The sequence below is a fragment of the Acidovorax sp. Root219 genome (genome assembly GCF_001428665.1).
Classification (GTDB): domain Bacteria; phylum Pseudomonadota; class Gammaproteobacteria; order Burkholderiales; family Burkholderiaceae_C; genus Acidovorax.
Window position 1 is genome coordinate 215,855 of record NZ_LMIJ01000046.1, and the last position, 23,705, is coordinate 239,559.

The 23,705-nt window shown below is 67.5% G+C and carries 21 protein-coding genes and 1 pseudogene; 10 read left to right on the forward strand and 12 right to left on the reverse strand.

All coding sequences use genetic code 11. The annotated features are described in order from the left end of the window. Positions 1 to 57: 57 nt before the first annotated feature. The 5 genes and pseudogenes from ASE28_RS29490 to ASE28_RS29505 form a co-directional block, all read left to right on the forward strand. Positions 58 to 913: citrate synthase (locus ASE28_RS29490; protein ID WP_235516248.1), on the forward strand; the 856-nt coding region annotated here is incomplete at its 3' end. 1 nt (position 914) lies between these two features. Continuing rightward, a pseudogene (locus tag ASE28_RS33290) lies at positions 915 to 1,209 on the forward strand (citrate/2-methylcitrate synthase); the annotation flags it as partial. Positions 1,210 to 1,333: 124 nt separating this feature from the next. Beyond that, on the forward strand, positions 1,334 to 1,618 hold the full coding sequence (locus ASE28_RS29495; protein ID WP_057206201.1) for a type B 50S ribosomal protein L31: 285 nt from the start codon (positions 1,334 to 1,336) through the stop codon (positions 1,616 to 1,618). 173 nt (positions 1,619 to 1,791) lie between these two features. Then, a complete protein-coding gene (locus tag ASE28_RS29500; RefSeq protein ID WP_057269600.1) occupies positions 1,792 to 3,501 on the forward strand; it encodes a hypothetical protein in 1,710 nt (569 codons plus the stop codon). After that, entirely contained in the window at positions 3,501 to 4,865 is a 1,365-nt protein-coding gene (locus ASE28_RS29505) for an MATE family efflux transporter (protein WP_057269601.1), read from the forward strand. The genes ASE28_RS29500 and ASE28_RS29505 overlap by 1 nt, the downstream gene beginning before the upstream one ends. On the opposite strand, the gene phoR is transcribed toward ASE28_RS29505, so the two are convergent. The 7 genes from phoR to pstS form a co-directional block, all read right to left on the reverse strand. Next, the gene (gene phoR / locus ASE28_RS29510) at positions 4,822 to 6,174 is read right to left on the reverse strand and encodes a phosphate regulon sensor histidine kinase PhoR (RefSeq protein WP_057269602.1); all 1,353 of its coding nucleotides are present in this window, start codon (positions 6,172 to 6,174) and stop codon (positions 4,822 to 4,824) included. The genes ASE28_RS29505 and phoR overlap by 44 nt on opposite strands. Positions 6,175 to 6,232: 58 nt before the next feature. Further along, positions 6,233 to 6,949 carry a phosphate regulon transcriptional regulator PhoB gene (gene phoB, locus ASE28_RS29515; RefSeq protein ID WP_057205663.1) on the reverse strand — a complete coding sequence of 239 codons (717 nt, stop codon included), beginning with the start codon at positions 6,947 to 6,949 and terminating at the stop codon, positions 6,233 to 6,235. Positions 6,950 to 6,964: 15 nt separating this feature from the next. Beyond that, complete coding sequence (gene phoU, locus ASE28_RS29520) at positions 6,965 to 7,666, reverse strand: phosphate signaling complex protein PhoU (protein ID WP_057205661.1); 702 nt, start codon at positions 7,664 to 7,666, stop codon at positions 6,965 to 6,967. 10 nt (positions 7,667 to 7,676) lie between these two features. Continuing rightward, positions 7,677 to 8,462 (reverse strand): phosphate ABC transporter ATP-binding protein PstB, encoded by a 786-nt coding sequence (gene pstB / locus ASE28_RS29525; RefSeq protein WP_057205659.1) that lies wholly within the window; start codon positions 8,460 to 8,462, stop codon positions 7,677 to 7,679. 26 nt (positions 8,463 to 8,488) lie between these two features. After that, positions 8,489 to 9,382: a phosphate ABC transporter permease PstA gene (pstA, locus tag ASE28_RS29530; RefSeq protein WP_057205657.1), complete on the reverse strand. Its 894-nt coding sequence runs from the start codon at positions 9,380 to 9,382 to the stop codon at positions 8,489 to 8,491. Continuing rightward, positions 9,379 to 10,395 (reverse strand): phosphate ABC transporter permease subunit PstC, encoded by a 1,017-nt coding sequence (gene pstC, locus ASE28_RS29535; RefSeq protein WP_082604392.1) that lies wholly within the window; start codon positions 10,393 to 10,395, stop codon positions 9,379 to 9,381. The genes pstA and pstC overlap by 4 nt, the downstream gene beginning before the upstream one ends. 75 nt (positions 10,396 to 10,470) lie before the next feature. Continuing rightward, complete coding sequence (gene pstS / locus ASE28_RS29540; protein WP_057205655.1) at positions 10,471 to 11,511, reverse strand: phosphate ABC transporter substrate-binding protein PstS; 1,041 nt, start codon at positions 11,509 to 11,511, stop codon at positions 10,471 to 10,473. A 193-nt stretch (positions 11,512 to 11,704) separates the two neighbouring features. Here pstS and ASE28_RS29545 point away from each other — a divergent pair, with 193 nt between their 5' ends. The 4 genes from ASE28_RS29545 (at position 11,705) to ASE28_RS29560 (ending at position 15,575) form a co-directional block, all read left to right on the forward strand. Next, positions 11,705 to 12,196: a fasciclin domain-containing protein gene (locus ASE28_RS29545; protein ID WP_057269603.1), complete on the forward strand. Its 492-nt coding sequence runs from the start codon at positions 11,705 to 11,707 to the stop codon at positions 12,194 to 12,196. Between the two features lie 17 nt (positions 12,197 to 12,213). Then, a complete protein-coding gene (locus ASE28_RS29550; RefSeq protein WP_057269604.1) occupies positions 12,214 to 13,404 on the forward strand; it encodes an ABC transporter substrate-binding protein in 1,191 nt (396 codons plus the stop codon). A gap of 70 nt (positions 13,405 to 13,474) precedes the next feature. Continuing rightward, positions 13,475 to 14,956 (forward strand): Ppx/GppA phosphatase family protein, encoded by a 1,482-nt coding sequence (locus ASE28_RS29555; RefSeq protein WP_057205650.1) that lies wholly within the window; start codon positions 13,475 to 13,477, stop codon positions 14,954 to 14,956. 52 nt (positions 14,957 to 15,008) lie between these two features. After that, positions 15,009 to 15,575 (forward strand): hypothetical protein, encoded by a 567-nt coding sequence (locus ASE28_RS29560; RefSeq protein ID WP_057205648.1) that lies wholly within the window; start codon positions 15,009 to 15,011, stop codon positions 15,573 to 15,575. A gap of 54 nt (positions 15,576 to 15,629) precedes the next feature. On the opposite strand, the gene ASE28_RS29565 is transcribed toward ASE28_RS29560, so the two are convergent. The 5 genes from ASE28_RS29565 to ASE28_RS29585 form a co-directional block, all read right to left on the reverse strand. Continuing rightward, the gene (locus tag ASE28_RS29565) at positions 15,630 to 16,094 is read right to left on the reverse strand and encodes a histidine phosphatase family protein (RefSeq protein WP_057205647.1); all 465 of its coding nucleotides are present in this window, start codon (positions 16,092 to 16,094) and stop codon (positions 15,630 to 15,632) included. Continuing rightward, positions 16,094 to 18,157, reverse strand: a complete 2,064-nt coding sequence (ppk1, locus tag ASE28_RS29570; RefSeq protein ID WP_057205646.1) for a polyphosphate kinase 1 — start codon at positions 18,155 to 18,157, stop codon at positions 16,094 to 16,096. The genes ASE28_RS29565 and ppk1 overlap by 1 nt, the downstream gene beginning before the upstream one ends. 186 nt (positions 18,158 to 18,343) lie before the next feature. Next, the gene (locus ASE28_RS29575; protein ID WP_057269605.1) at positions 18,344 to 19,435 is read right to left on the reverse strand and encodes a glycosyltransferase family 1 protein; all 1,092 of its coding nucleotides are present in this window, start codon (positions 19,433 to 19,435) and stop codon (positions 18,344 to 18,346) included. Then, on the reverse strand, positions 19,432 to 20,310 hold the full coding sequence (locus ASE28_RS29580; RefSeq protein ID WP_057205641.1) for a UDP-2,3-diacylglucosamine diphosphatase: 879 nt from the start codon (positions 20,308 to 20,310) through the stop codon (positions 19,432 to 19,434). Before ASE28_RS29580 ends, ASE28_RS29575 begins: the two co-directional genes overlap by 4 nt. Continuing rightward, complete coding sequence (locus ASE28_RS29585; protein WP_057205639.1) at positions 20,310 to 21,155, reverse strand: GNAT family N-acetyltransferase; 846 nt, start codon at positions 21,153 to 21,155, stop codon at positions 20,310 to 20,312. Before ASE28_RS29585 ends, ASE28_RS29580 begins: the two co-directional genes overlap by 1 nt. A gap of 284 nt (positions 21,156 to 21,439) precedes the next feature. Between ASE28_RS29585 and ASE28_RS29590 the strand changes: the two genes are divergently transcribed. After that, positions 21,440 to 23,668 (forward strand): EAL domain-containing protein, encoded by a 2,229-nt coding sequence (locus tag ASE28_RS29590; protein ID WP_057269606.1) that lies wholly within the window; start codon positions 21,440 to 21,442, stop codon positions 23,666 to 23,668. The last annotated feature ends 37 nt before the right edge of the window (positions 23,669 to 23,705 follow it).

Sequence of the window (23,705 nt, forward strand, 5' to 3'; positions counted from 1 at the left end):
GCACCATTTATTGTCAATATTGATTTATATTTTCAACATCATTTTTTTCAGTACCCCGTGTCCAGCTACCTCACCGCCGCCGAAACCGCCGAACGCCTGGGTGTCTCGCGCGCCACGCTGTACGCGTACGTGAGCCGGGGCATGCTGCATGCCCACCCCGGCCCCACGCCGCGCGAAAGCCGCTATGCGCTGGCCGACGTGGACATGCTGGCGGGCCAGCGCAAGCGCGGGCGCAAGCCGAGGGAGGTGGCCAAGGCCACGCTCAGCTGGGGGCTGCCGGTGCTCGAATCGGCAATCACCTTGATCGAGGACGGCCGGCTGTACCTGCGCGGTGCCAGCATCGAAGGCCTGGCGCAGACCAGCAGCGTGGAGGCCGTGGCCGCCCGGCTCTGGCAGTGCGCGCAATCCGTCTCCTTTGGACCCGTGGCACCGACCTCCCCTGCCGTGTTGGCGCCCGTGCAAGCCCACATGGCCCGCCAGCGGCCCGAAGAATCGCTGCTGCCCCTGTTCACCCTGGCCTCCGAAGACGCCCCCACCGCCCAGTGGCAGGCCACGCCCGAGCGCCTGGCCGACGGCTGCGGTGCCCTGGTGCGCCTGCTGGCCGCCTGCCTGCTGGGCACGGCGCCCAGCGCCGACCCCCTCCACCTGCAATGCGCCAGGGCCTGGCAGCTCGATGGCGAAGGTACCGATCTGGTGCGCATGGCACTGGTGCTGTGCGCCGACCACGAGCTCAATGCCTCCAGCTTCACCGCGCGCTGCGTGGCCTCCACCGGGGCCAGCCTGCGCGCGGCCGTGGTGGGCGGGCTGGCGGCACTGACCGGCGCACGCCACGGCGGAGCCACGGCCCGGGTGGAGGCTCTGTGGGACGAGTTGGGCGATTCTTCGCCCGCCGCAGGCCTGCACCAACGGCTGGNCCACCACCTGTACCCCGAAGGCGACGTGCGCGCGCGGCTGCTGCTGGCGCGCATCCTGCCCCTGCGGCCCACATGGGCGCCCTGGATCAGCGAAGCCCAGGCCCTGGTGGGCCAGCCCCCGTCGCTGGACTTTGCGCTGGTGGCCGCGCGCCGCCACCTGGCCCTGCCGCAGGGCGCCGCCTACGGGCTGTTTGCCCTGGGCCGATCCCTGGGCTGGATCGCGCATGCGCTGGAGCAGCGCAGCAGCGACGGCCTGATACGCCCTCGGGCTGCCTACACGGGCCCACGGCCCTGAGTTTGGAAGTTTTGGCGCTCGGGTTATAATGGAGGGCTTTTTCTGCGGAAAGTACGCTGGATGCTCCACGGCGCAAAGGTTGCTCCGGGTCCAGCACGGCTCCCGCACTTGACAAGGATTGATCATGAAAGAAGGCATTCACCCCAACTACCGCGAAGTTCTGTTCGTGGACCTGTCCAACGGTTTCAAGTTCGTCACCCGCTCGTGCGTGAACACCAAGGAAATGGGCAAGACCGAAGACGGCCGTGAGCTGCCCCTGTTCAAGCTCGACACCTCCAGCGAATCGCACCCCTTCTACACGGGCACGCAAAAGTCCGTGGACAACATGGGCGGCCGCGTGGAACGTTTCCGCAACCGTTTCGGCAAGACCACGTCGACGACCGCTGCGCCTGCTGCTGCCGACAAGTAATCTGCACGCAATGCGCCAAGAGGCAGCCCGGGCAACCGTGCTGCCTTTTTTCTTGGGCGCGCCGTGCCCTGTGACCGGGGTTACCAGATTTACCCTGACCACCACAGCCTGCTGACGGAACCCGGGCGCTTATCCCTTATTCTTGGCGGCTCCCCAAAGCCACTGACCACCGCGTGAACCCACCGACCCCAGCCATCGTTACCCAGAATGCCGTGCGGCCACTGCCGCGCTGGGCCCTGATGCTGCTGTGCATTGCCTACGTGGTCCCCGGCTTCGTCGGGCGCGCGCCCTGGAAGAGCGCCGACATTACCGCCTACGGCTACATGCTGGAGCTGGCGCAAGGGCGCACCGACTGGCTCAACCCGCTGCTGGGCGGCATGGCGCCCGAAACCGAAGGCCTGCTGCCCTACTGGATCGGGGCGCTGGCCATCCAGTGGGCGCCGTCCTGGCTGTCGCCCGAGATGGCAGTTCGCCTTCCGTTTGCCGCCCTGCTGGCGCTCACGCTCATGGCCACCTGGTATGGCGTGTACTACCTGGCGCGCAGCCCGGGTGCCCAGCCCGTGGCCTTTGCCTTCGGCGGCGAGGCCCCCCCGCTCGACTACGCGCGTGCCATTGCCGATGGCGCCCTGCTCGCCCTGATCGCCTGCCTGGGCCTGGCCCAGCTCTCGCACGAGGTGACCAGCTACCTGGTGCAGCTCAGTTGCACCTCCTTCCTGTTCTTCGCCTTTGCTGCGCTGCCCTACCACGCCGGCAAGGCGCTGGGCGCCATGCTGGTGGGCGCCTTCGGCCTCACGCTCGCCGGGGCACCCGCGCTCACGGTGCTGTTGGGTGCCAGCGGCGTGCTGCTGGCCTTGCGTCTGCCCGACAAGGACGAGCACCAGTGCAAGTCCTGGGCGGTGGCCACGGCGCTGGTCATCGTGGCAGCCGCCGCGCTGGCCTGGCAGCTCGACCTGTGGCGCTGGCGCATCGTGGGCACCGAGGAAGGCGGCAAGGAATGGGCGAGCCTGGCCCGGTTGCTGGTCTGGTTCGGCTGGCCCGCCTGGCCCCTGGCGCTGTGGACACTGTGGCGCTGGCGCAAGCAGATCGCCAGCCGCCAGTGGCACCGCCACCTGCTGCTGCCGCTGTGGTTCACGGCCATCTCCATCGGCGCCACCATCACCACCCAGCCGGCCGACCGTGCGCTGCTGCTGGGCCTGCCCGCACTGGCGGCACTGGCGGCCTTCGCCCTGCCCACGCTCAGCCGCAGCATGGGAGCGCTGATCGACTGGTTCACGCTGCTGTTCTTCAGCGTCTCGGCGCTGGCCATCTGGGTGATCTGGATCGCCATGCAGACCGGCGTGCCCGCCAAGCCGGCCGCCAACGTGGCCAAGCTGGCGCCCGGCTTCGTGCCCGAGTTTTCGCTGCTGGCCCTGGTGGTGGCGCTCGCGGCCTCGGTGGGCTGGTGCGCGCTGGTGTGGTGGCGCGCCTCGCGCAACCGTGCCCCGATCTGGAAGAGCCTGGTGCTGCCCGCCAGCGGCGCCGCGCTGAGTTGGCTGCTGCTCATGAGCCTGTGGCTGCCGCTCCTGGACTTCGCGCGCAGCTACGTGCCGCAGATGCGCGCCATCAACGCCGTCGTGGGCGAGAACCCGGGCTGCGTGCAGACCGTGGGCCTGAGCCGCGCCCAGGTGGCCGCCCTGCAGTACCACGCCGGCTTCACGCTGCGCCCTGCCAGCCTGTCGGTGAGCGGCTGCGAGTGGCTGGTCTCGGACATCGCCTCCTGGCCCGCACCCGCATCCACGGTGGACGGGCTGCAGTGGGAACGCGTGGCCACGGTGGTGCGCCCCACCGACAAGACCGATTTCCTGCTCGTGTTCCGGCGCATCGAAACCGAAACCAAAAACTGATGAGCGAGCTGTCGACCATTTCCCGCCACGCCGTGACGGTGCTGGCCGGGCAACTGGCGGTGATGGCCTTCGGCGTGGCCGACACCATCGTCGCGGGCCGCTACAGCGAAGCATCTCTGGCCGCGCTGTCGGTGGGCTCGGCCATCTTCATCAGTGTCTACGTGGCGCTGATCGGAGTGCTCAGCGCCCTGCTGCCGGTATGGGCCGAGCAGCGCGGCGCAGGGCACCAGCGGCAGCTGGGCGCCTCGCTGCGCCAGTCGCTGTACCTGTGTGCCGTGGCCAGCGCCCTGGGCATGGCGGTGCTGCTCTCGCCCGGCGCCGTGCTGCGCTGGACCGAGGTGCCAGATGCGCTGCGCAGCGAGGTCGAAAACTACCTGGCCGTGCTCGCGCTGGCACTGCCGCCAGCCCTGCTGTTTCGCGTCTACAGCACGCTCAACCAGGCCCTCGGGCGCCCGCAGCTGGTCACCTGGCTGCAGGTGGGCTCGCTGTTCATCAAGGTGCCGCTGTCCATCTGGTTCACCTTTGGCGGCGCGGGCCTGCCCGCGCAGGGCGCCGTGGGCTGCGCCTGGGCCACGCTGGTGGTCAACTGCAGCATGCTCGCGCTGGCGATGTGGCTGCTGCGCACGCAGTCGTTGTATGAGCCGCTGGCCATCTGGAAGCCGCTGGAGCGCCCTCACTGGCCCACCATCGCAGGCTTTGCGCGCCTGGGTGTGCCGGCCGGCCTGGCGGTGATGGTGGAGGTGACCTCGTTCACGCTGATGGCCCTGTTCATCGCGCGCCAGGGCACGATTGCCTCGGCCGCGCACCAGATCGCGTCCAACCTCGCAGCCGTGCTGTACATGGTGCCGCTGTCGCTGTCCATTGCCACCAGTGCGCGCGTGAGCTACTGGCTGGGCGCAGGCGAGCCGCAGCGCGCACGCCAGGTGGCACTGCTGGGCGTGCGCCTGGCCTGCGCCATCGGCCTGGGCCTGGCGGCGCTGATGTTCCTGGCGCGCAACCACCTGGGTGCGCTGTACTCATCGAACGCACTGGTGGTGGCGGTGACGGGCGGGCTGCTGGCCTGGGTGGCGGCCTACCATGTGGCCGACGCGCTGCAGACCCTGTGCGTGTTCGTGCTGCGCTGCTACCGCATCACGGTGGCGCCGCTGGTGGTGTACTGCACGCTGCTGTGGGGCGCCGGCCTGGGCGGCGGCTACCTGCTGGCCTACCAGGGCCTGGGGCCCTGGGGCGCGGTGGCCACACCGGCCACCTTCTGGGCCGCCAGCGCCGCAGCCCTGGTCGTGACGGCCGCCTTGTTCGCAGCCATGCTCTGGCGCGCGATCAGGCTGCCAGCGCCTGCGGCACTGGCGCGCGCAGCCGGCTGACCGGAAAGGTGACGCAGAAGGTCGAGCCCTTGCCCAGGGTGCTCTGGATGCTGAGCGTGGCGCCATGGCGCTGCAGCACATGCTTGACGATGGCCAGGCCCAGGCCCGTGCCACCGGTTTCGCGCGAGCGGCTGCGGTCCACCCGGTAAAAGCGCTCGGTCAGCCGCGGAATGTGCTCGGGCGCGATGCCCGGGCCCGTGTCCTTGACCGAGAACGCGGCCGAGCCATCGTCCTTGCGCACCCAGCTCACCGTGATCGTGCCGCCTGCAGGCGTGTAGCGCACGGCGTTGTTGATGATGTTGGACAGCGCGCTCTGCAGTTCCGCCGGCACACCGGCAATGTCCCCCTGGGCCCGCAGCTCCTGCGCCGATGGAAAGATGAGCGTGTGGTGGCGCTGCTGGGTCTGCGTGAGCAGGGCCGACAGGGCACGGCTTTCCTCCTCGCAGCGCTGCACCAGGCCCTGCACGGGCATCCACTCGGCCATGCCGGGCGGCGGGCTGCCCTCCAGGCGCGACAGCGTGAGCAGGTCCTGCACCACGCTCTGCATGCGTGCAGCCTGCTGGGACATCATGCCCAGATAACGGGCGCGCTCGTCCTGCGCCAGCGGCAGGGTCTGCAGCGTCTCGACGAAGCCCATGAGCACCGTGAGCGGCGTGCGGATCTCGTGCGAGACGTTGGCCACGAAGTCACGGCGCATGGCCTCGGCCTGCTCCAGCGCCGTCACATCGCGCGACAGCAGCAGCGTGCGGCCGTCGCCATAGGGGTGCAACTGAACCGAGATGCGCACCGGGCGCGACGAGGTGCTGAAACGCCCTTCCAGCACCACATCGTGCGTGAAATCCTGGGTGGTGTAGTAGGCCGTGAAATCGGGGTCGCGCACCAGATTGCCGATCGACTGCATGACATCGCGCTGCGCGTCGAAGCCGAACTGGCTGGCCGCCATCTGGTTGCACCACTCGATGTGGCCCTGCGCATCCAGCAGCACCACGCCGTTGGGCGTGGCCTGCAGCGCGGCCAGGATCTCCTGCAGGCGGTTCTGGCTGCTCTGCACCTCCTGGGCCTGCAGGCGCAGCAGGCGCCGCGAGCGGTCGGCCGCCTCGCCCCACATGCCGCGCATGACCGGCGCGTTCGACAGGTCGCCCGTGCGCAGCCAGTGCAGCACGCGCGCGCCGCGCAGCAGGTCCCACACAAACCAGGCCCAGGCCGCTATCGCCGCTCCCAGTGCCGCCCCCCAGGGCCCACCCTGCCACCAACCGAGTCCGCCACCGGCGATTTGCCAGAGCAGAAAATACGTGAATCGCCAGAGCATGCGGATTGCAAAGCCTTCTCAGAAAACCGAGGGCGCCACCGTGGCGCCCTGTGACCCGTCAGGCTTGCAGCTGCTGCACCTGGGGTTGCGATTGCGCCGTGAGCCGGTAGCCGGCACCGCGCACCGTTTCCACCATCACCGATGCGGCGCCCAGCGCTTCGCGCAGGCGCTTGACGTGCACGTCCACTGTACGCTCTTCGATGAAGACATGGTCGCCCCAGACCTTGTCCAGCAGCTGCGAGCGGCTGTGCACGCGCTCCGCATGCTTCATGAGGTAATGCAGCAGCTTGAACTCGGTGGGGCCGACCTTGAGCTGTTGACCCTGAAACGTTACCCGGTAGGTGCCCGCGTCCAACGCCAATTCGCCGATGGTCACGCTGTCGCTGACCTGCTCGGGCGCGCGGCGGCGCAGCACGGCACGGATGCGCGCCAGCAGTTCCTGCGTGGAGAACGGCTTGGTGATGTAGTCGTCGGCACCGGCGTCCAGGCCCGCCACCTTGTCCGGCTCGTCGCCGCGGGCCGTGAGCATGAGGATGGGGATGGGCTTGGTGCGCGCATCGGCACGCCACTTGCGCGCCAGCGACAGGCCACTCTGGCCAGGCAGCATCCAGTCGAGCAGGATGACGTCGGGCAGCACGGCATCGAGCTCGCGCTGGGCCGACTCGCCATCTTCGGCCCAGAAGGGCTGGAATCCGTTGTGCCGCAGGTTGACCGCGATCAGCTCGGCGATCGCAGGTTCGTCTTCGACGATCAGAACACGGGGTAGCTTTCTCATACAGCGTTCACGGGCCTACAGTACGGCCGATTCGATCTCATCGAGGGCCGTGTGGCGCACGTCCTTGCCCTTGACCAGGTAGATGATGAGTTCGGCCACATTCTTCGAATGGTCGCCGATGCGCTCGATGGCCTTGGCCAGGAACAAAAGGTCCAGGCTCGGGGAGATGGTGCGGGGGTCTTCCATCATGTAGGTGACCAGCTTGCGCACGAAGCCATCGAACTCCTTGTCGATCAGGTCGTCCTCCTTGAGGATGGACACGGCCATCGTGGTGTCCAGGCGGGCAAAGGCATCGAGCGCCTTGCGCAGCAGGCCCGAGGCCAGCTCGGCGGCCACACGCAGGTCGCTCGACGGCAGCGAGCGCGCGGCGCCGCTCTCGATGATGGAGCGCACCATGCGCGCCATCTTGTTGGCCTCGTCGCCCATGCGCTCCAGGTTGGCGGTGGCCTTGGAGAAGGCCATCAGCAGACGCAGGTCGCGTGCGGTGGGCTGTCGGCGGGCGATGATGGAGGACAGCTCGTGGTCGATCTCCACTTCCATGGCGTTCACGCGCACTTCGATGGCGGCGACCTGTTCCACGGCCTCCAGGCTGAACTGCGACAGGGCGTACACGGCCTGGCGGATCTGCGACTCCACGAGACCGCCCATTTCCATGACGCGGGCGGAGACGCTGTTGAGTTCGGAGTCGAACTGCGACGAAAGGTGCTTGTCGGGCATTGCTGTCTCCTTAGCCGAAACGGCCGGTAATGTAGTCTTCGGTTTCCTTGCGCTGCGGCTTGAAGAACATCTGTTCCGTCTCGCCGAACTCCACCAGGTCGCCCAGGTACATGTAGGCGGTGTAGTCGCTGCAGCGCGCGGCCTGCTGCATGTTGTGGGTCACGATGACCACTGTGTAGTCGTTCTTGAGCTCGGCGATCAGCTCTTCCACCTTGGCGGTCGAGATCGGGTCCAGGGCCGAGCAGGGCTCATCGAGCAGCAGCACTTCTGGCTTGATGGCAATGCCGCGGGCAATGCACAGGCGCTGCTGCTGGCCGCCCGAAAGGCTGGAACCGCTCTGGTTGAGCTTGTCCTTGACCTCGTTCCACAATGCGGCCTTGCGCAGCGCCCATTCCACACGGTCGTCCATGTCGGTGGCGTTCAGGCTCTCGAAGAGCTTCACGCCGAAGGCGATGTTGTCGTAGATCGACATCGGGAACGGCGTGGGCTTCTGGAACACCATGCCGACCTTGGCGCGCACCAGGGCCACGTCCTGCTTGCTCTTGAGCAGGTTCTCCCCGTCCAGCACGATCTGGCCTTCGGCGCGTTGCTCGGGGTACAGCTCGAACATGCGGTTGAAGGTACGCAGCAGCGTGGATTTGCCACAGCCCGAGGGACCGATGAAGGCCGTGACCTTGTTCTCGGGGATGTCGAGGTTGATAGCCTTCAGGGCATGGAACTTGCCGTAGTAGAAGTTCAGGTCGCGCACCGTGATCTTGGACTTGTTGGGCGCGTCGTTCTTGAGAATAGCGGACATGAGGGTGTCTTTCTTGCTGCTGGGGCTTACTTTTGGCGGGTCAGGACCCGCGCCAGGATGTTCAGGCCGAGAACTGCGACGGTGATCAGGAAGACGCCGGCCCAGGCCAGTTGCTGCCAGTTCTCGTAGGGGCTCATGGCGAACTTGAAGATGGTCACCGGCAGGCTGGCCATGGGCTTGGCCAGGTCGCCGTTCCAGAACTGGTTGTTCAGCGCAGTGAACAGCAGCGGAGCGGTTTCACCGGCGATGCGGGCCACGGCCAGCAGCACACCGGTGATCACACCGGCGCGGGCAGCGCGCAGCGTCACCATCAGGATCACCTTCCACTTGGGCGTGCCCAGGGCGTAGGCGGCCTCGCGCAGGCTGGCAGGCACCAGGATGAGCATGTTCTCGGTGGTGCGGATGACCACCGGTATCACGATCAGCGCCAGCGCCAGGATGCCGGCATAGGCCGAAAAGCTCTTGAAGCGCGCCACCACCACGGCATACACGAACAGGCCGATGACGATGCTGGGCGCCGACAGCAGGATGTCGTTGACGAAGCGCGTGACCGAAGCCAGCAGGCTCTTGGTCTCGTACTCGGCCAGGTAGATGCCGGCCATGATGCCGATGGGCGTACCCACGAAGGTGGCCAGCAGCACCATCACGAACGAGCCGTAGATGGCATTGGAAATGCCGCCCGCTTCGTTCGGCGGTGGCGTCATCTGGGTGAACAGGGCGATGTTCAAGCCCCCCACGCCCAGGCGCACGGTTTCCCACAGAATCCAGACCAGCCAGAACACGCCGAACGCCATGGCGGCGAGCGACAGGACGAGCGCGATCTGGTTGACGCGCTTGCGGCTGTTGTAGCGCGCTTGGCGCTGCTGGTCGAGCTCGGCCGCCGAGATCAGGCGCTGCGAGGTGCTGGTGCTGGTGCTCATGTGCGAGCTCCTTCGTTCTTTTGCAGGCGGGACAGCAGGATCTTGGACAGCGTCAGCACCACGAAGGTGATGAAGAACAGGACCAGGCCCAGGTAGATCAGCGAAGCCTGGTGCAGGCCCTCGCCGGCTTCGGCGAACTCGTTGGCCAGCGCCGAGGTGATGCTGTTGGCCGCCTCGAACATCGACAGCGAGGACAGCTGGTTCATGTTGCCGATGACGAAGGTCACGGCCATGGTCTCACCCAGCGCCCGGCCCAGGCCCAGCATGATGCCGCCGAGCACGCCGGTCTTGGTGTAGGGCAGAACCACCTTCCACATCACTTCCCAGGTCGTGGAGCCCAGGCCGTAGGCCGACTCCTTGAGCAGGGCGGGCGTGACTTCGAACACGTCGCGCATCACCGAGGCGATGAACGGGATGATCATGATGGCCAGGATGATGCCGGCCGACAGGATGCCGATGCCCACCGGGGGGCCCGACACGAAGGCACCCAGGTAGGGCACGCCCGCGAACAGCGCCTGAAGCGGCTGCTGCACATAGGTCGAGAGGATGGGGCCGAACACCATCAGTCCCCACATGCCGTAGACAATGGAGGGCACTGCCGCCAGCAGCTCGATGGCGGTGCCCAGGGGGCGCTTGAGCCATGCAGGCGACAGCTCGGTCAGGAACAGTGCGATGCCGAAGCTGACGGGCACCGCAATGACGAGGGCGATGATGGACGTGGTCACCGTGCCATAGATCATGACCAGGCCGCCGTACTCGTCCTGAACCGGATCCCACACGCTGCTGGTGAGGAAACCGAGGCCGTACTTGGCAATGGAGGGCCAGGCGCCCACGACCAGGGAGCCCAGGATACCGACCAGCAGCAGCAAGGTCAGAATGGCGGCGCCGCGCGCCAGCCAGCCGAACAGCCGGTCGGCCAGCATGCCGGAGATCAGGGGGCGGGAGGGAGGTGGAGGCATGTTTTTGGTGCGCAGAGGGGCCGTCTCGAGGGACGGATTGTCGCGGACCGGCATCGTAGTGGACACGTTGGTAGCCTTGGATTCAGTGAAGTGAAATCGAAAGGCCGGCGTGTCGCCGGCCCTGTGAGATTACTTGAAAGCTACCGCTTTGCCAGAGGTGTCCTTGATGTCACCCCACGACTTGAGGATGATGGCCTTCACGCTGTCGGGCATGGGCACGTAGTCCAGGTCCATCGCGGTCTTGTCGCCCTGGGCATAGGCCCAGTCGAAGAACTTGAGTGCGGTGGTGGCCTGGGCAGGCTTGTCCTGCGATTTCTGCATCAGCACGAAGGTCGCGCCGGTGATGGGCCACGAATCCTTGCCAGGCTGGTTGGTCAGGATCTGGTAGAAGCTCTTGGCCCATTCAGCGCCAGCAGCAGCGGCCTTGAAGGCCGTGTCGTCAGGAGAGACGTAGGCGCCATCGGCGTTCTGCATCTGCACATAGGTCATCTTGTTCTGCTTGACGTAGGCGTACTCCACATAACCGATGGAGTTGGGCAGGCGGCCCACAAAAGCGGCCACGCCTTCGTTGCCCTTGCCGCCGGCACCCGTGGGCCAGTTCACGGCCGTGCCTTCACCGACCTTGGACTTCCACTCGGCGTTGACCTTGCTCAGGTAGTTCGTGAAGATGAAGCTGGTGCCCGAGCCATCGGCGCGGCGCACGGGGGCAATGGCAGCGTCTGGCAGGGCCAGGCTGGGGTTCAGCGCCTTGATGGCGGCGTCGTTCCACTTGGTGATCTTGCCCAGGTAGATGTCACCCAGCACTTGGCCACTCAGGCGGATCTGGCCGGGAGCGATACCCTTGATGTTGACCACCGGCACCACACCACCGATCACGGTGGGGAACTGCACCAGGCCCTTTTTGGCCAGGTCTTCGTCCTTCAGGGGCGCATCCGAGGCACCGAAGTCGACCGTCTTGGCTTCGATCTGGCGCAGACCGGCACCCGAACCCACCGACTGGTAGTTGATCTTGATGTTGGTGGCCTTGTTGTAATCGGCCGCCCACTTGGAATACAGAGGCGCCGGAAAGCTGGCACCTGCACCGGTGGCTTCCTGCTGCGCCATGGCTTGAGAGAACGCACCAGCAGCGACGACACCAGCAACAAGAACCCGAATCGCGGACATTTTCATGAAGACACCTCTTGGATGAGTGAGTAGGGATGAGGCGACTCTAGGGTCCGTATATGACATTGTCGTGACACACAGGCCGGTTGTCACACATCTCTTCTCCATGGAGGACCGCCCTCTTGTGTCATCCAGTTGTCACGGGAGCTGCTTAGTCTCCCGCCACCGAGATGAATCGGCTATCTACCTGGAGAATCACATGTTCCGCCGTTACGCACTGCAATCCGCTCTCGCCCTGGCTGCCGCCGCCACCCTGGCCGGCTGCTCCAGCATGGGCTCTGCCCCCGCAACCCTCGACGGCACGATTGCAAAGACGCCTTCGCTGAGCACCTTCAGCAAGCTGGCCGTGCAGGCCGGCCTGACCGACACGCTCAAGGCCGCCGGCCCCTACACCGTGTTCGCTCCCTCGGACGACGCCTTCAAGACCGTGCCCGCCAAGACCCTGGCAGAACTGCAGGCCAATCCCGCCCAGCTCAAGGCCGTGCTCAGCCACCACATCGTGGCAGGCCGCGTGACCGCCGCCGAGGCCAAGGCCGGCAATGCCAAGACCCTGAATGGATCGAACGTGGCACTGGCCCGTGCTGGCGCTTTCGTCACGGTGGACGAAGCCATGGTGACGCAGGCCGACGTGATCGCCACCAACGGTGTCGTACACGTGGTCGACACCGTGCTGATGCCCCCCAAGAAGTAACCGGCCAGCCGCACGACATGACCCGCACACCCCGCCCTGGCCAGACCGGCGTCCTGCGCCGCCACTGGCTGCAAGGGGTGGCGGCCATGGGCCTGACAGACAATGTCTGGGCCCAGGGGACGGAGCCATCCGCCAAAAAAGCGGATGCCGACCGCCCCCATGTGGTGGCGCAGGTGGCGGACCTGTCTGCGGACCAGCAGGATGTGAGCCGCGACTTCCTCGTTGGCTCGCGCACCGCCTGGCAGGAGATCAATGCCAAGGGCGGCGTGCATGGCCGCCCCGTGCAGCACCAGACGCTGGAGACCGACGGCACCCCCGCGAGCCTGCAGTCCGCCTGGCAGAGCGCGCAGCGCCAGGCCAGTTGCATCGCCCTGTCGGGCTGCGTGGGCAACACAGCGGCCAGCGGGCTCATCGCCTTGCAGGCCAAGTCGCCCGGCGATGCCGCACTGCCCTTCGTGGCGCCCTGGCTGCATGACACGGCAGGCATCTCCACGGCCAGCGGAGCCAGCGACACCGTGTTCGACGTGTTCGCGGGGCACGAAGCCCAGATCACCCACGCCATCAAGAACCTGGCCAGCATGGGCGTACAGACGGTGGGCGTGGCCTATGCCAATGCGGTCGTGCGGCGCCAATCCGAGGCCATGGTGGCCCATGCGGCCCAATCGATGTCGCTCAAGGTGCAGACCATTTCGCCACCAGGCAGCGCCGCAAAGGCCGGCACCGGAGCGCGCGTGGACCAGACCATCATCCTGTTCATCGGCGGCACACCCGAGCTTTTTTCGTTCCTGGACCAGCTCGCGCTGCCCCAGGGCCGCCAGTGCTATGTGGTGGCCCTGGCCGACGTGAACCTGCAGGTGCTGGCCCAGATGGGCCCCACGGCCGCCAAGGCCTCGGTCATCGTCACCCAGGCCGTGCCCATGGTGAACGCCAGCCTGCCCGTGGTGCGCAGCTACCGCGACGCCCTGGCGCGCTTCTACGACGAACCCCCCTCCCCCCTGGGCCTGGCCGGCTACATCGCCGCGCGCTACACCGCCGAGGTGATGGGCGGCATCACCGGCCCGGTCACCCGCGCCAGCATGCTGGCCGCCCTGCAAAAGCGCGCCGCCGTGAACATCGGCGGCTATGCCATCGGCTACCAGGGGCGCCAGCGCACCAATGCCTATGTGACGCAGAGCATGCTCACCACGAACGGGCGCATCATTGGCTGAACTCACTCTTGCGCGCCGGCCCGGGTGCTATGCTGGGCCGAAAGGAAAAACGCGCACTCCGCGCACCACCATGCACAACGGAACACTGCTCGCAGCTGTGGATCTGGGATCCAACAGCTTTCGCCTTGAAATCGGCCGCTACGAGCACGGCCATGTCCAGCGCGTCGAATACCTCAAGGAAACCGTGCGCCAGGGCAACGGCCTGGACGAGAACCGCAACCTCACCCCCGAGGCCATGCAGCGCGGCTGGGATTGCCTGGCCCGCTTCGGCGAGCGCCTGGCGGGCTTTTCGCGCACGCAGGTGCGCGCTGTGGCCACCCAGACCTTGCGCGAAGCGCGCAACCGCGAAGAATTCATCACCCGTGGCAGCCAGGTGCTGGGCTACCCCATCGACGTGGTCTCGGGCCCCGAAGAGGCCCGCCTGATCTACCAGGGCGTGGCACGCCTGCTGCCGCAATCCGACGAGCGGCGTCTGGTGGTGGACATCGGCGGGCGCTCCACCGAACTCATCCTGGGCCAGCAGTTCACACCGCATGCTGTCGCCTCCTTTCGCGTGGGCAGCGTGGCCTGGTCCTCGCGCTACTTTGCCGGCGGGCTGTTCACGCCCCAGGCTTTCATGGCCGCCGAGATCGCCGCCAAGGCCGTGCTCGACGAAGCCCTGGCCACCTTCCGCCCCGATGGCTGGGACGTGGCCTACGGGTCCTCGGGTACGGCCGGCGCGGTCGGTGACATCCTCACCGCCGCAGGTGGGCCCGAAGGCCTGATCACGCGGGAAGGCCTCGACTGGCTCCATGAACGCCTGCTGCGCGCGCAGAGCGCCGACCGTGTGCGGCTCGATGGTTTGAAGGACGAGCGCCGCGCCGTGATCGGCGGCGGCATCAGCGTGCTGCGCGCCGTGTTCGATCTGCTGCACATCGAGCAGATGCAGGTGGCCCAGGGCGCACTGCGCCAGGGCGCGCTGTACGACCTGCTGGACCGCGAGCAGCCCGGCACCGACCTGCGCAGCACCACGGTCAACGGCCTCATGCAGCGCTTTGGCGTGGACATGGAGCATGCCGAGCGCGTGGCCCGCATCGCCTGCCAGCTGTTCGACCAGGCGGCCCCGGCCGGCAGCGAGCGAGCCTCGCGCAAGCTCGACTGGGCGGCGCGCCTGCACGAGATCGGCTGCCGCATCTCGCACAGCGACTACCACCGCCACGGCGCCTACATCCTGGACAACACCGACGCCGCCGGCTTTGCCATGCCCGAGCTGCACCGCCTGGGCATCCTGGTGCTCGGCCAGCGCGGCAAGGTGCGCAAGCTGGTGGAGGTGGACCTCACCGATGCAGGCTTTGCACTGCAGCTGCTGTGCCTGCGGCTGGCCGTGGCCCTGTGCCATGCGCGCCGCGACCCGGACACCGAAGGCCTGCAGCTGCAGGTCAAGGGCAACCGCTTTGCGCTGGCGGCGCGCCGCGGCTGGGCAGCCGGCTACCCGCAATCGGCCCACCTGCTGCGCGAGGAAATGCTGGCCTGGCAGAAGACCCCATGGGAGCTGGTGGCAGAGCTGCCGTGACGTGAAAAGAAAAACGGTATAAACTGTTTATACCGTTTTATTTTTTGAAGTCATGACCACCACCGCACCAGCAACCACCCCCATCGTTCCCACCGCAGCAGCCACCCCGGCCGTGGCCTCCGCCGCCAAGGCACCCGCCGCCGTGAAAAGCGCCGCCGCGTCCAAGCCCGCCAAGGTAGCGCCCAAAAAGGCGGCGGCCGCCAAGCCTGCCGCCCCCAAGGCAGCCGCCAAGGCCCCCGCGGCCAAGCCTGCAGCCACCGCAAAGCCCGCAGCCAAGGCCGCCGCCAAGCCCAAGACTGTAGCGCCCGCCGTGAGCAAGCCTGCGACCAAGCCCGCAGCAGCCGTGGTACCCGCCAAGGAAACCAAGGCCAAGAAGCCCAAGCTCGTGCGCGACAGCTTCACCATCCCCAAGGACGAGTACGCTGTGGTCGAGACGCTCAAGCAGCGTGCCGCCGCCCTGGCCCAGCCCGCCAAGAAGAGCGAACTGCTGCGCGCCGGCCTCAAGCTGCTGGCCGGCCTGTCCGACACCGCCCTGCGCAGCGCGCTGCAGGCCGTGCCTTCGATCAAGACCGGCCGCCCGAAGGCCGAGGCCCCTGCCGCCAAGAACGGCCGCAAGTAAGAAAGCGGCCCGAGGGCCGCTGTATGGTAGCAACTGAAGGTGCTGCCGTCAGTGTCAGACGAACTCCGGCGACTGCACGGCCATCAGCACCGTCTGGCTTTCGTCCATGCGCTGGCGCTGGCGCAGCCACCACACGGCGCCCTTGCGCACCGCGCATTCGGGCGCCTGCATGCCCAGCAACTGCGCAATGGTCTGGCCCAGCACGGGCTGGTGGCCCACGATCAGCACGGCACCGCGCGCCCGCGGCCACTGCGCCAGCTCCAGGAGCTCTTCCGTAGTGCCGCCGGGCAGCAGCTCGGCACGCATCTTGAACTTTCGGCCCAGCGCGTCGGCTGTCTGCTCGGTGCGCCGGGATGGGCTGGCCAGCACGCGCAGGCCCTCGGGCAACTGGCGGTCCAGCCAGGCGGCCATGCGCGCCGCCTGCTTTTCGCCCCGTGGCGTGAGCGCGCGGGTCAGGTCGTCCGAGCCGTCCTGGGCCTCTTCGGCCTCGGCATGGCGCCACAGGATCAAATCCATCATCACGTTCCTTGCTGCTCCACCCGCGCCACCGGCGCAGGCGGTCCGTAGCGCACCATGAGCGCCGCCTGCGCGCCCTGCCCGTCTTCGGGATGGGGCGCCCTGGCATAGGTGCCGTCGGGGTTGAGCGTCCATGCATCGCGGTCATCGTGCAGGTAGGCCACCAGGCATTCGTCGACGATCTGGCGGCGCAGGCGAGGCTCGGTCACGGGCCAGGCCAGCTCCACGCGGCGCATCATGTTGCGGTTCATCCAGTCGGCACTCGACAGGTACAGGTCTTCCTCGGCGCCAGCGCGGAAGTAGAAGACCCGCGTGTGCTCCAGAAAGCGCCCGATCACCGAGCGCACGCGGATGTTGTCGGTCACGCCAGGCACCTGGGCCGCGAGCATGCAGGCGCCGCGCACGATCAGGTCGATGCTGGCACCGCGCTGGCCCGCCAGGATCAGGGCACGGATCAGCGCCTCGTCCGTCAGCGCGTTCATCTTGGCGACGATGCGCGCATCTTCGCCACGGCTGGCGGCCAGGCCCACCTGCTCGATCTTCTCGATCATGCGGCGCTGCAGGTGAAAGGGCGCGAGCAGCAGCTTGCGCAACTTGGGCGGCCGGTTCTGGCTGGCCAGGTGGTTGAACACGCCGTCCATGTCGGCCGTGGTGTCCTCGTCGGCCGTGAGGTAGCTCAGGTCGGTGTACAGGCGCGCGGTGCGCACGTTGTAGTTGCCGGTCGACAGGTGGCCATAGCGGCGCAGCTGGCGCCCCTCGCGGCGCGTCACCAGCAGCATCTTGGCGTGGGTCTTGAGGCCCACCACGCCGTACACCACCTGCGCACCGATGGATTCGAGCGCTTCGGCCCAGTTGATGTTGGCCTCTTCATCGAAGCGTGCCTTGAGTTCCACCACCGCCATGACCTCCTTGCCGCGGCGCACGGCCTCGGTCAGCAGGTCCATGAGCTCGGAGTCGGCACCCGTGCGGTAGATGGTCTGCTTGATGACCAGCACCTGGGGGTCGTTCACCGCCTCGCGCAGAAAGGCCAGCAGCCCGTCGAAGCTCTCGAACGGCTGGTGCATGAGCACGTCGCGCTTTTGCAACTGCTCCATGATCGAGACCCCCGGCACCAACTGGCGCGGCCAGGCCGAGCGCCAGGCGGGGAACAGCAGCGCGGGATCGTTCACCAGGTCCACCAGTTGCGTCAGGCGCACCAGGTTCACGGGGCCGTGCACGCGGTACAGCGCAGGCTCGGGCAGGTCGAACTGTTCGAGCAGAAAGCGCGAGAGGAACTGCGAGCACCCGGCCGAAACTTCCAGCCGCACGGCCTGGCCGTAGTGGCGGTGCTGCAGGCCCTGGCGCAGGGCGGTGCGCAGGTTGCGCACGTCTTCCTCGTCGAGCGCCAGATCGGAGTGGCGCGTCACGCGGAACTGCGAGAACTCCGTGACCTCGCGCCCGGGAAACAGGTCCGCCAGGTGCGCCCGAATGATGCTCGACAGGCTCACGAACAGCGATTCGCCCTTGGCCGCCAGGCGCGGCGGCATGCGCACCAGGCGCGGCAGCGCGCGCGGCACCTTGACGATGGCCACCTCGTTCTTGCGGCCGAAAGCATCGTGCCCGTGCAGCCGCACGATGAAGTTGAGCGACTTGTTGGCCACCTGCGGAAACGGGTGGGCGGGATCGAGCCCCACGGGAATCAGCAGCGGGCGCACCTCGCGCATGAAGTATTCGTGCACCCAGGTCCGTTGCGCGGACGAGCGGTCCCCGTGCGAGACGATGCGGATGCCGTGCCGGGCAAACTCCGGCACCAGGGAGTCGTTGTACAGCGAGTACTGGCGCGCCACCAGGTCATGGGCCTTGGACGCCAGCGCCACGAAAGAGGCTGCGGTATAGACCCCTTTGCCCTCGCCGCTCTTGGCAGCGGTCAGGTGCGCGGCGGCGCGCACCTCGAAGAACTCATCGAGGTTGGACGAGACGATGCACAGGTAGCGCAGGCGCTCCAGCAGCGGAACGTCGGTGCGCACCGCCCAGTCGAAGACACGCTCATTGAAACCCAGGATGCTGTGGTCCCGGTCCAGGAACATGGGAGCCCCGGGCACGGCAGCAGGTACCACCGCTGCGGGCGGGGGCGGGGGCGCGGGCTCGGTTGCCGCAGCGGGGGCGGCATCCTGGCGGTCATCGGGGCTGTCACATTGCGGAATCACGGGTTTTCTGGAGGAGAAGGATGGCATGGACACTCGAAAGCCACGGGAGGCAGGTGCCTGCAGTATTTAACGGCCAGATGACAGTGATGTGACAGTTTTTGTGACAGAAACCGCATCGTCATCTCCGCGCGGGCGGGCTGGAACCAGGAATTGCTGGAACAGGCGGGCTGCATGCGCCCAGGTGAACTCCAGTGCCCGGTTGCGCGCCTCGTGGCGCGGCACGGCCAGCGCGTTCTGGGCGGCGGCCATCAGGTCGGTGTCCAGCACGCCGCCGCGTGCCTGCCCACCGGCATGGGCGCCCAGCACCTCCATCGGGCCGTCCTCGAAGTAGGCGGCCACGGGCGTGCCGCAGGCCATGGCCTCCAGCATCACCAGGCCAAAGGTCTCCGAGCGGCTGGGAAACACGAACACGTCGGCTGCCGCGTACACGCCCGCCAGGGCGGCGCGGTCCAGAATGCCCAGCCAGCGCGCCTGCGGGTAGCGCGCCTTGAGCCGCTCTTCCAGCGGGCCCACGCCGCAGATCACCTTGCTGCCCGGCATGTCCAGCTGCAGGAAGGCCTCGATGTTCTTCTCGTACGACACGCGCCCCACGTACAGGGCCACCGGGTGGGCCAGCGCGCCCACCAGCGGGTGCGGCGTGACCTCTCCCTGGTAGGGGAAGGCCGTGGTGTCCACCCCGTGCGTCCATTGCCTGAGGTTGCGAAAGCCTCGCCGTTCCAGCATCTTCAAAACCCCCACCGTGGGCACCATCACACCCGACGAGGGGCGGTGAAAATGCCGGAACAGCGCATAGCCCAGCGAGAGCGGAATCCGCAAAGCCGCTTGCAGGATCTCGGGAAAGCGGGTGTGGAAGGCGGTGGTGAAGGCCAGCTTCCTGCGCAGGCAGTAGCGGCGCCCGGCCCAGCCGATGGGGCCTTCGGTCGCCAGGTGGATGGCGTCGGGCTGCAGTTCGTCCAGGATGCGCTCTATCTCGCGCCCGGGCCGGATGGCCAGGTCGATCCCCGGGTAGCCCGGGCAGGGGCGCGTCTTGAACATGCCCGGCTGGATCACGTGCACCTGGTGCCCGGCACTCTCCATGTGGCGCACCAGCTCCACCAGCGTAGTGACCACGCCATTGATCTGCGGGGCCCAGGCGTCGGACAACAAGGCGATTTTCATACGGCCATCTCGCTGCTGCGGGTTTGCGTGCTGGTCTGGTGGCCGGGCACGGTGTGCCACTGGACCAGCTCCAGGCGGCCATCCATGTGCTCGACCAGCGCGGTGTGGCTTTCCACCCAGTCGCCGTCGTTGCAGTACAGGGTGCCGTCGATCTCGCGCATTTCGGCGCGGTGGATGTGGCCGCAGACCACGCCATCGTGGCCACGGCGGCGGGCCTCGGCGGCCACGGCCACCTCGAAGTCCGTCACGTAGTTCAGTGCCGTCTTGACCTTGCCCTTGAGGTAGGCCGAGAGCGACCAGTACGGCAGCCCCATGCGTGCGCGCAGGGTGTTCAGGTGCCGGTTGAGCTTGAGCGTGAACTCATACAGGTTGTCACCCACGTAAGCCAGCCACTTGGCACACTGGATCACGCCGTCGAAGTAGTCGCCATGCGTCACCCACAGGGTGCGGCCATCGGCCGTGGTGTGCACCGTGTCCTCGGCCACCTCGATGCCGCCGAACGAATGGCCGACGAAGGCGCGGGCGAATTCATCGTGGTTGCCGGGCACGAACACCACGCGGCAGCCCTTGCGCGCCCGGCGCAGCAGCTTTTGCACCACATCGTTGTGGGCCTGGGGCCAGAACCAGCGGCGCCGCAGCTGCCAGCCGTCCACGATGTCGCCCACCAGGTAAAGGTGATCGCTCGGGTGGTGCTTGAGAAAGTCGAGCAGGCCTTCGGCCTGGCAGCCGGGCGTGCCCAGGTGCAGGTCGGAGATGAACACCGCGCGCAGGTGGCGGTGGCCGGGTGGATGCGCGTCGTCGGCGTCGGCAGCAGTGTCCTGCCCACCTCCCACGTGCGCAGTCCAGTCGCCGAGCGCGTCGAACGCGGCGCGCATCAGGCCCCCAGGAAGTGCTTGCGGTAGCGGGGATGCAGGTCTGCCAGGCGCATCAGCATGGGCAGGTCTGCGGTGTTGAAGTCCGGGTCCCATGCAGGGGCGCCCAGCACCCGCGCACCCAGGCGCAGGTAGCCCTTGATCAGGGCCGGTGGCTCCACGAAGACCGAGCCATCGAGCTTCTCGATGGGCAGCGGCAGGCGCGGCAGCACGTGGTATTCGATGGGGGCCAGGTGCGTCTGGCGCACCTGGTTCCAGATGCTGGCGGCCGCATCGCCGCTGATCACGCCGTTGTGCAGCATGGGGATGCTGGCGCAGCCGATCATGGTGTCGAGCTGGTTGCGCACCATGAAGTCGGCCAGCGCGCTCCACAGCGCCATGATCACGCCGCCATGGCGGTGCTCGGGGTGCACGCAGCTGCGGCCCAGTTCCACCATGCGCGGGCGCAGGGTGCGCAGGCGGGTCAGGTCGAATTCGGTGTCGCTGTAGGTGCTGCCCACGCGGCGTGCCTGGGCGGGGGTCAGAACCCGGTAGGTGCCAATCACCTGCTGGGTGGCCGTGTCCCGCACCAGCAGGTGCTCACAGTAGTCGTCGAACAGGTCCACGTCGTGGCCGGGAACGGGGGTCGTCAATCGAGCGCCCATCTCCTCGGCAAACACGTCGTACCTGAGTTTCTGCGCCTGGCGGACCTCGTCGAGGTGCCGTGCCCACGAGACCTCCACAGCGCCACGCACCGGGGTGCCAGCCACTGCTGCGACCGCGCCCACTGCAGCGCCAGGGCGGTGGATTGCCCCTCTGGACGGAGCAGCAGGGAGCAGCGGCAGGGCGGGGTTGGGCAAATCGCTCATGGATCAACTCCTTCGTACAGGGCGGCCCCATGGCCGCTGGTGCCCCGGATCACCGGGTGGTGTGCTTCAATGCGATGGAGTTTGAAAGCCGCAGGTGACGCCTGCATGTCCGTGCGATGTCAACGCCGTGACAGAGGGGCACGGCATGCCGGTGGGTGACCGAAGCCCCCCCTTGCGGCACAGGCAGGGGCCGGTTACCGAGCGGTTACCGCTGTAAGCCTGGGCTGCTACACTTTGGAACATTTTTTTGGGGCATCGCGCCTCTCCCTCCGGGTCCGGCCGCCATGTCCTTGCTGTCCATTGCCCCAGAACGCCTGCCGTCTGGGGACTCTTCCGACGCGTCTTTGGAGCGCACGCTGCGCGAGCAGCAGATGCTGCTGGAGAGCGCGGGCGTGGGCATCGTGTTCATCCGCCAGCGCGTGGTGGTGCGCTGCAACCAGCGCTATGCCGAGATCTTCGGCTACGAGTCGGCGCAGCGCCTGGCGGGCCTGAGCAGCGAGGCCTTCTACCCCGACCGCGATGCCTTCCGTGCACTGGGGCGCGAAGCCTACCCCGTGCTTGCCAAGGGCCAGGCCTACCGCGTGGAACGCCAGATGCGCCGGCGCAACGGGCGGCTGTTCTGGGGCAGCCTCACGGGCCGGCTGATCAACCCGGCCGACACCAGCGAGGGGTCGATCTGGATCCTCGACGATATCGACGAGCACAAACAGGCCCAGGCCCTGCTGAGCGCTGCTGTGCGCGAAAAGCAGGTGCTGTTCGACCAGGCCATGGTGGGCATCGTGTTCCTGCGCGACCGGCACCTGACCCGCTGCAACCGCCACTTCGAGCACATGCTGGGCTATGGCCCCGGCGAACTGGCGGGCAGCCCGTCGCGCCGCTGGTATGCCAGCGACGAGGACTGGGAGGAAGTGGGCCACCGCTGCTACCCGGTTCTCGCGGCCGGCCAGTCGTACGAGGGCGAAGTGGTGCTGTGCCGCAGGGACGGCACACCGCTCACCTGCGAGGTGCGCGCCAAGTTCATCGACCCCGACGACCCGGACCAGGGATCGATCTGGATCACCATGGACATCTCCGAGCGCAAGCAGGCCCAGGAGGCGCTGGCACGCGTGCACGAGGAGCTGGAGCAGCAGGTCCAGGACCGCACGCGCGAACTGCGCGACACGGTGGACAACCTGCACCGCGAGATCAGCGACCGCAAGGCCGACCGGGACCGTATCTACTGGCTGGCCCACTACGACCCGCTGACCGGCCTGCCCAACCGCGCCCTGCTGTCCGAGCGGGCCCAGGAGGCCATCCGCGTGGCGCAGGAGGGCCATACGCCGCTGGCGCTGATCTTCCTGGACCTGGACCATTTCAAGCACGTCAACGACTCTCTGGGCCACCGCGTGGGCGATGCCCTGCTGGTGGAGATCGCCAAGCGCCTGCGCGCCGTGGTGCGCGACAAGGACACCGTCTCGCGCCTGGGCGGCGACGAGTTCATCCTGCTGCTGCCGGGCGCCAACGCCCATGGGGCCGCGCGCGTGGCCGGCAAGCTGCAGGAGGCCTCGCGCCAGCACTACCAGATCGACCACCACGAGCTGACCATGGCGCCGTCCATGGGCATCGCCCTGTTCCCGCAGGACGGCAGCGATTTCGACACACTGACCCAGTCGGCCGACGTGGCGATGTACCGCGCCAAGCTCGACGGGCGCAACACCTTCCGCTTCTTCACGCCCGAGATGCAGGCCCAGTCGGTGCGCGCCCTGCAGATCGAGAATGCCCTGCGCCGAGCGCTCGAGCGTGGTCAGCTGCACCTGCACTACCAGCCCCAGATCCACCTGGCCACGGGCCAGGTGCACAGCGTGGAGGCCCTGCTCCGCTGGGACCACCCACAGATGGGCAGCATCACACCCACCGAGTTCATCCCCATCGCCGAGGACAGCGGCCAGATCCTGCAGATCGGCGAGTGGGTGCTGCGCACCGCGCTCACGCAGCTCAAGGACTGGCACGAGAACGGCTTTCCCGCGCTGACCATGGCGGTCAACCTGTCGGCCATCCAGTTCCGCCAGCCGCAGCTGCCCGAACTGGTGAGCCGCATCCTGACCATCTTCGAACTGCCCCCCGACTGCCTGGAGCTGGAGCTAACCGAGGGCGTGGCGGTGGACGACCCGCATTCGGCCGTGGCCACCATGGACAGCCTGCATTCGCGCGGGGTGCGCATGTCCATGGACGACTTCGGCACCGGCTACTCATCCCTGAGCCAGCTCAAGCGCTTTCAGATCTTCAAGCTCAAGATCGACCAATCCTTCGTGCGCGACCTGGGCGATGACGGCAACGACCGCGCCATCGTCAGCGCCATCATCCGCATGGCCCAGGCCCTGGGCATGCGCACCACGGCCGAGGGTGTGGAGACACCGGAACAACTGGCCTTCCTGCGCGAGCAGGGCTGCGACGAGGCCCAGGGCTACCTGTTCAGCCGGCCGCTGCCGGCCGACGAGCTGGAACTGTTCCTGCGCCAGTACATGCCCGCGTGAGACGCCCCCTGCCGCGCTTTGGGGCAGGTCAGAATGA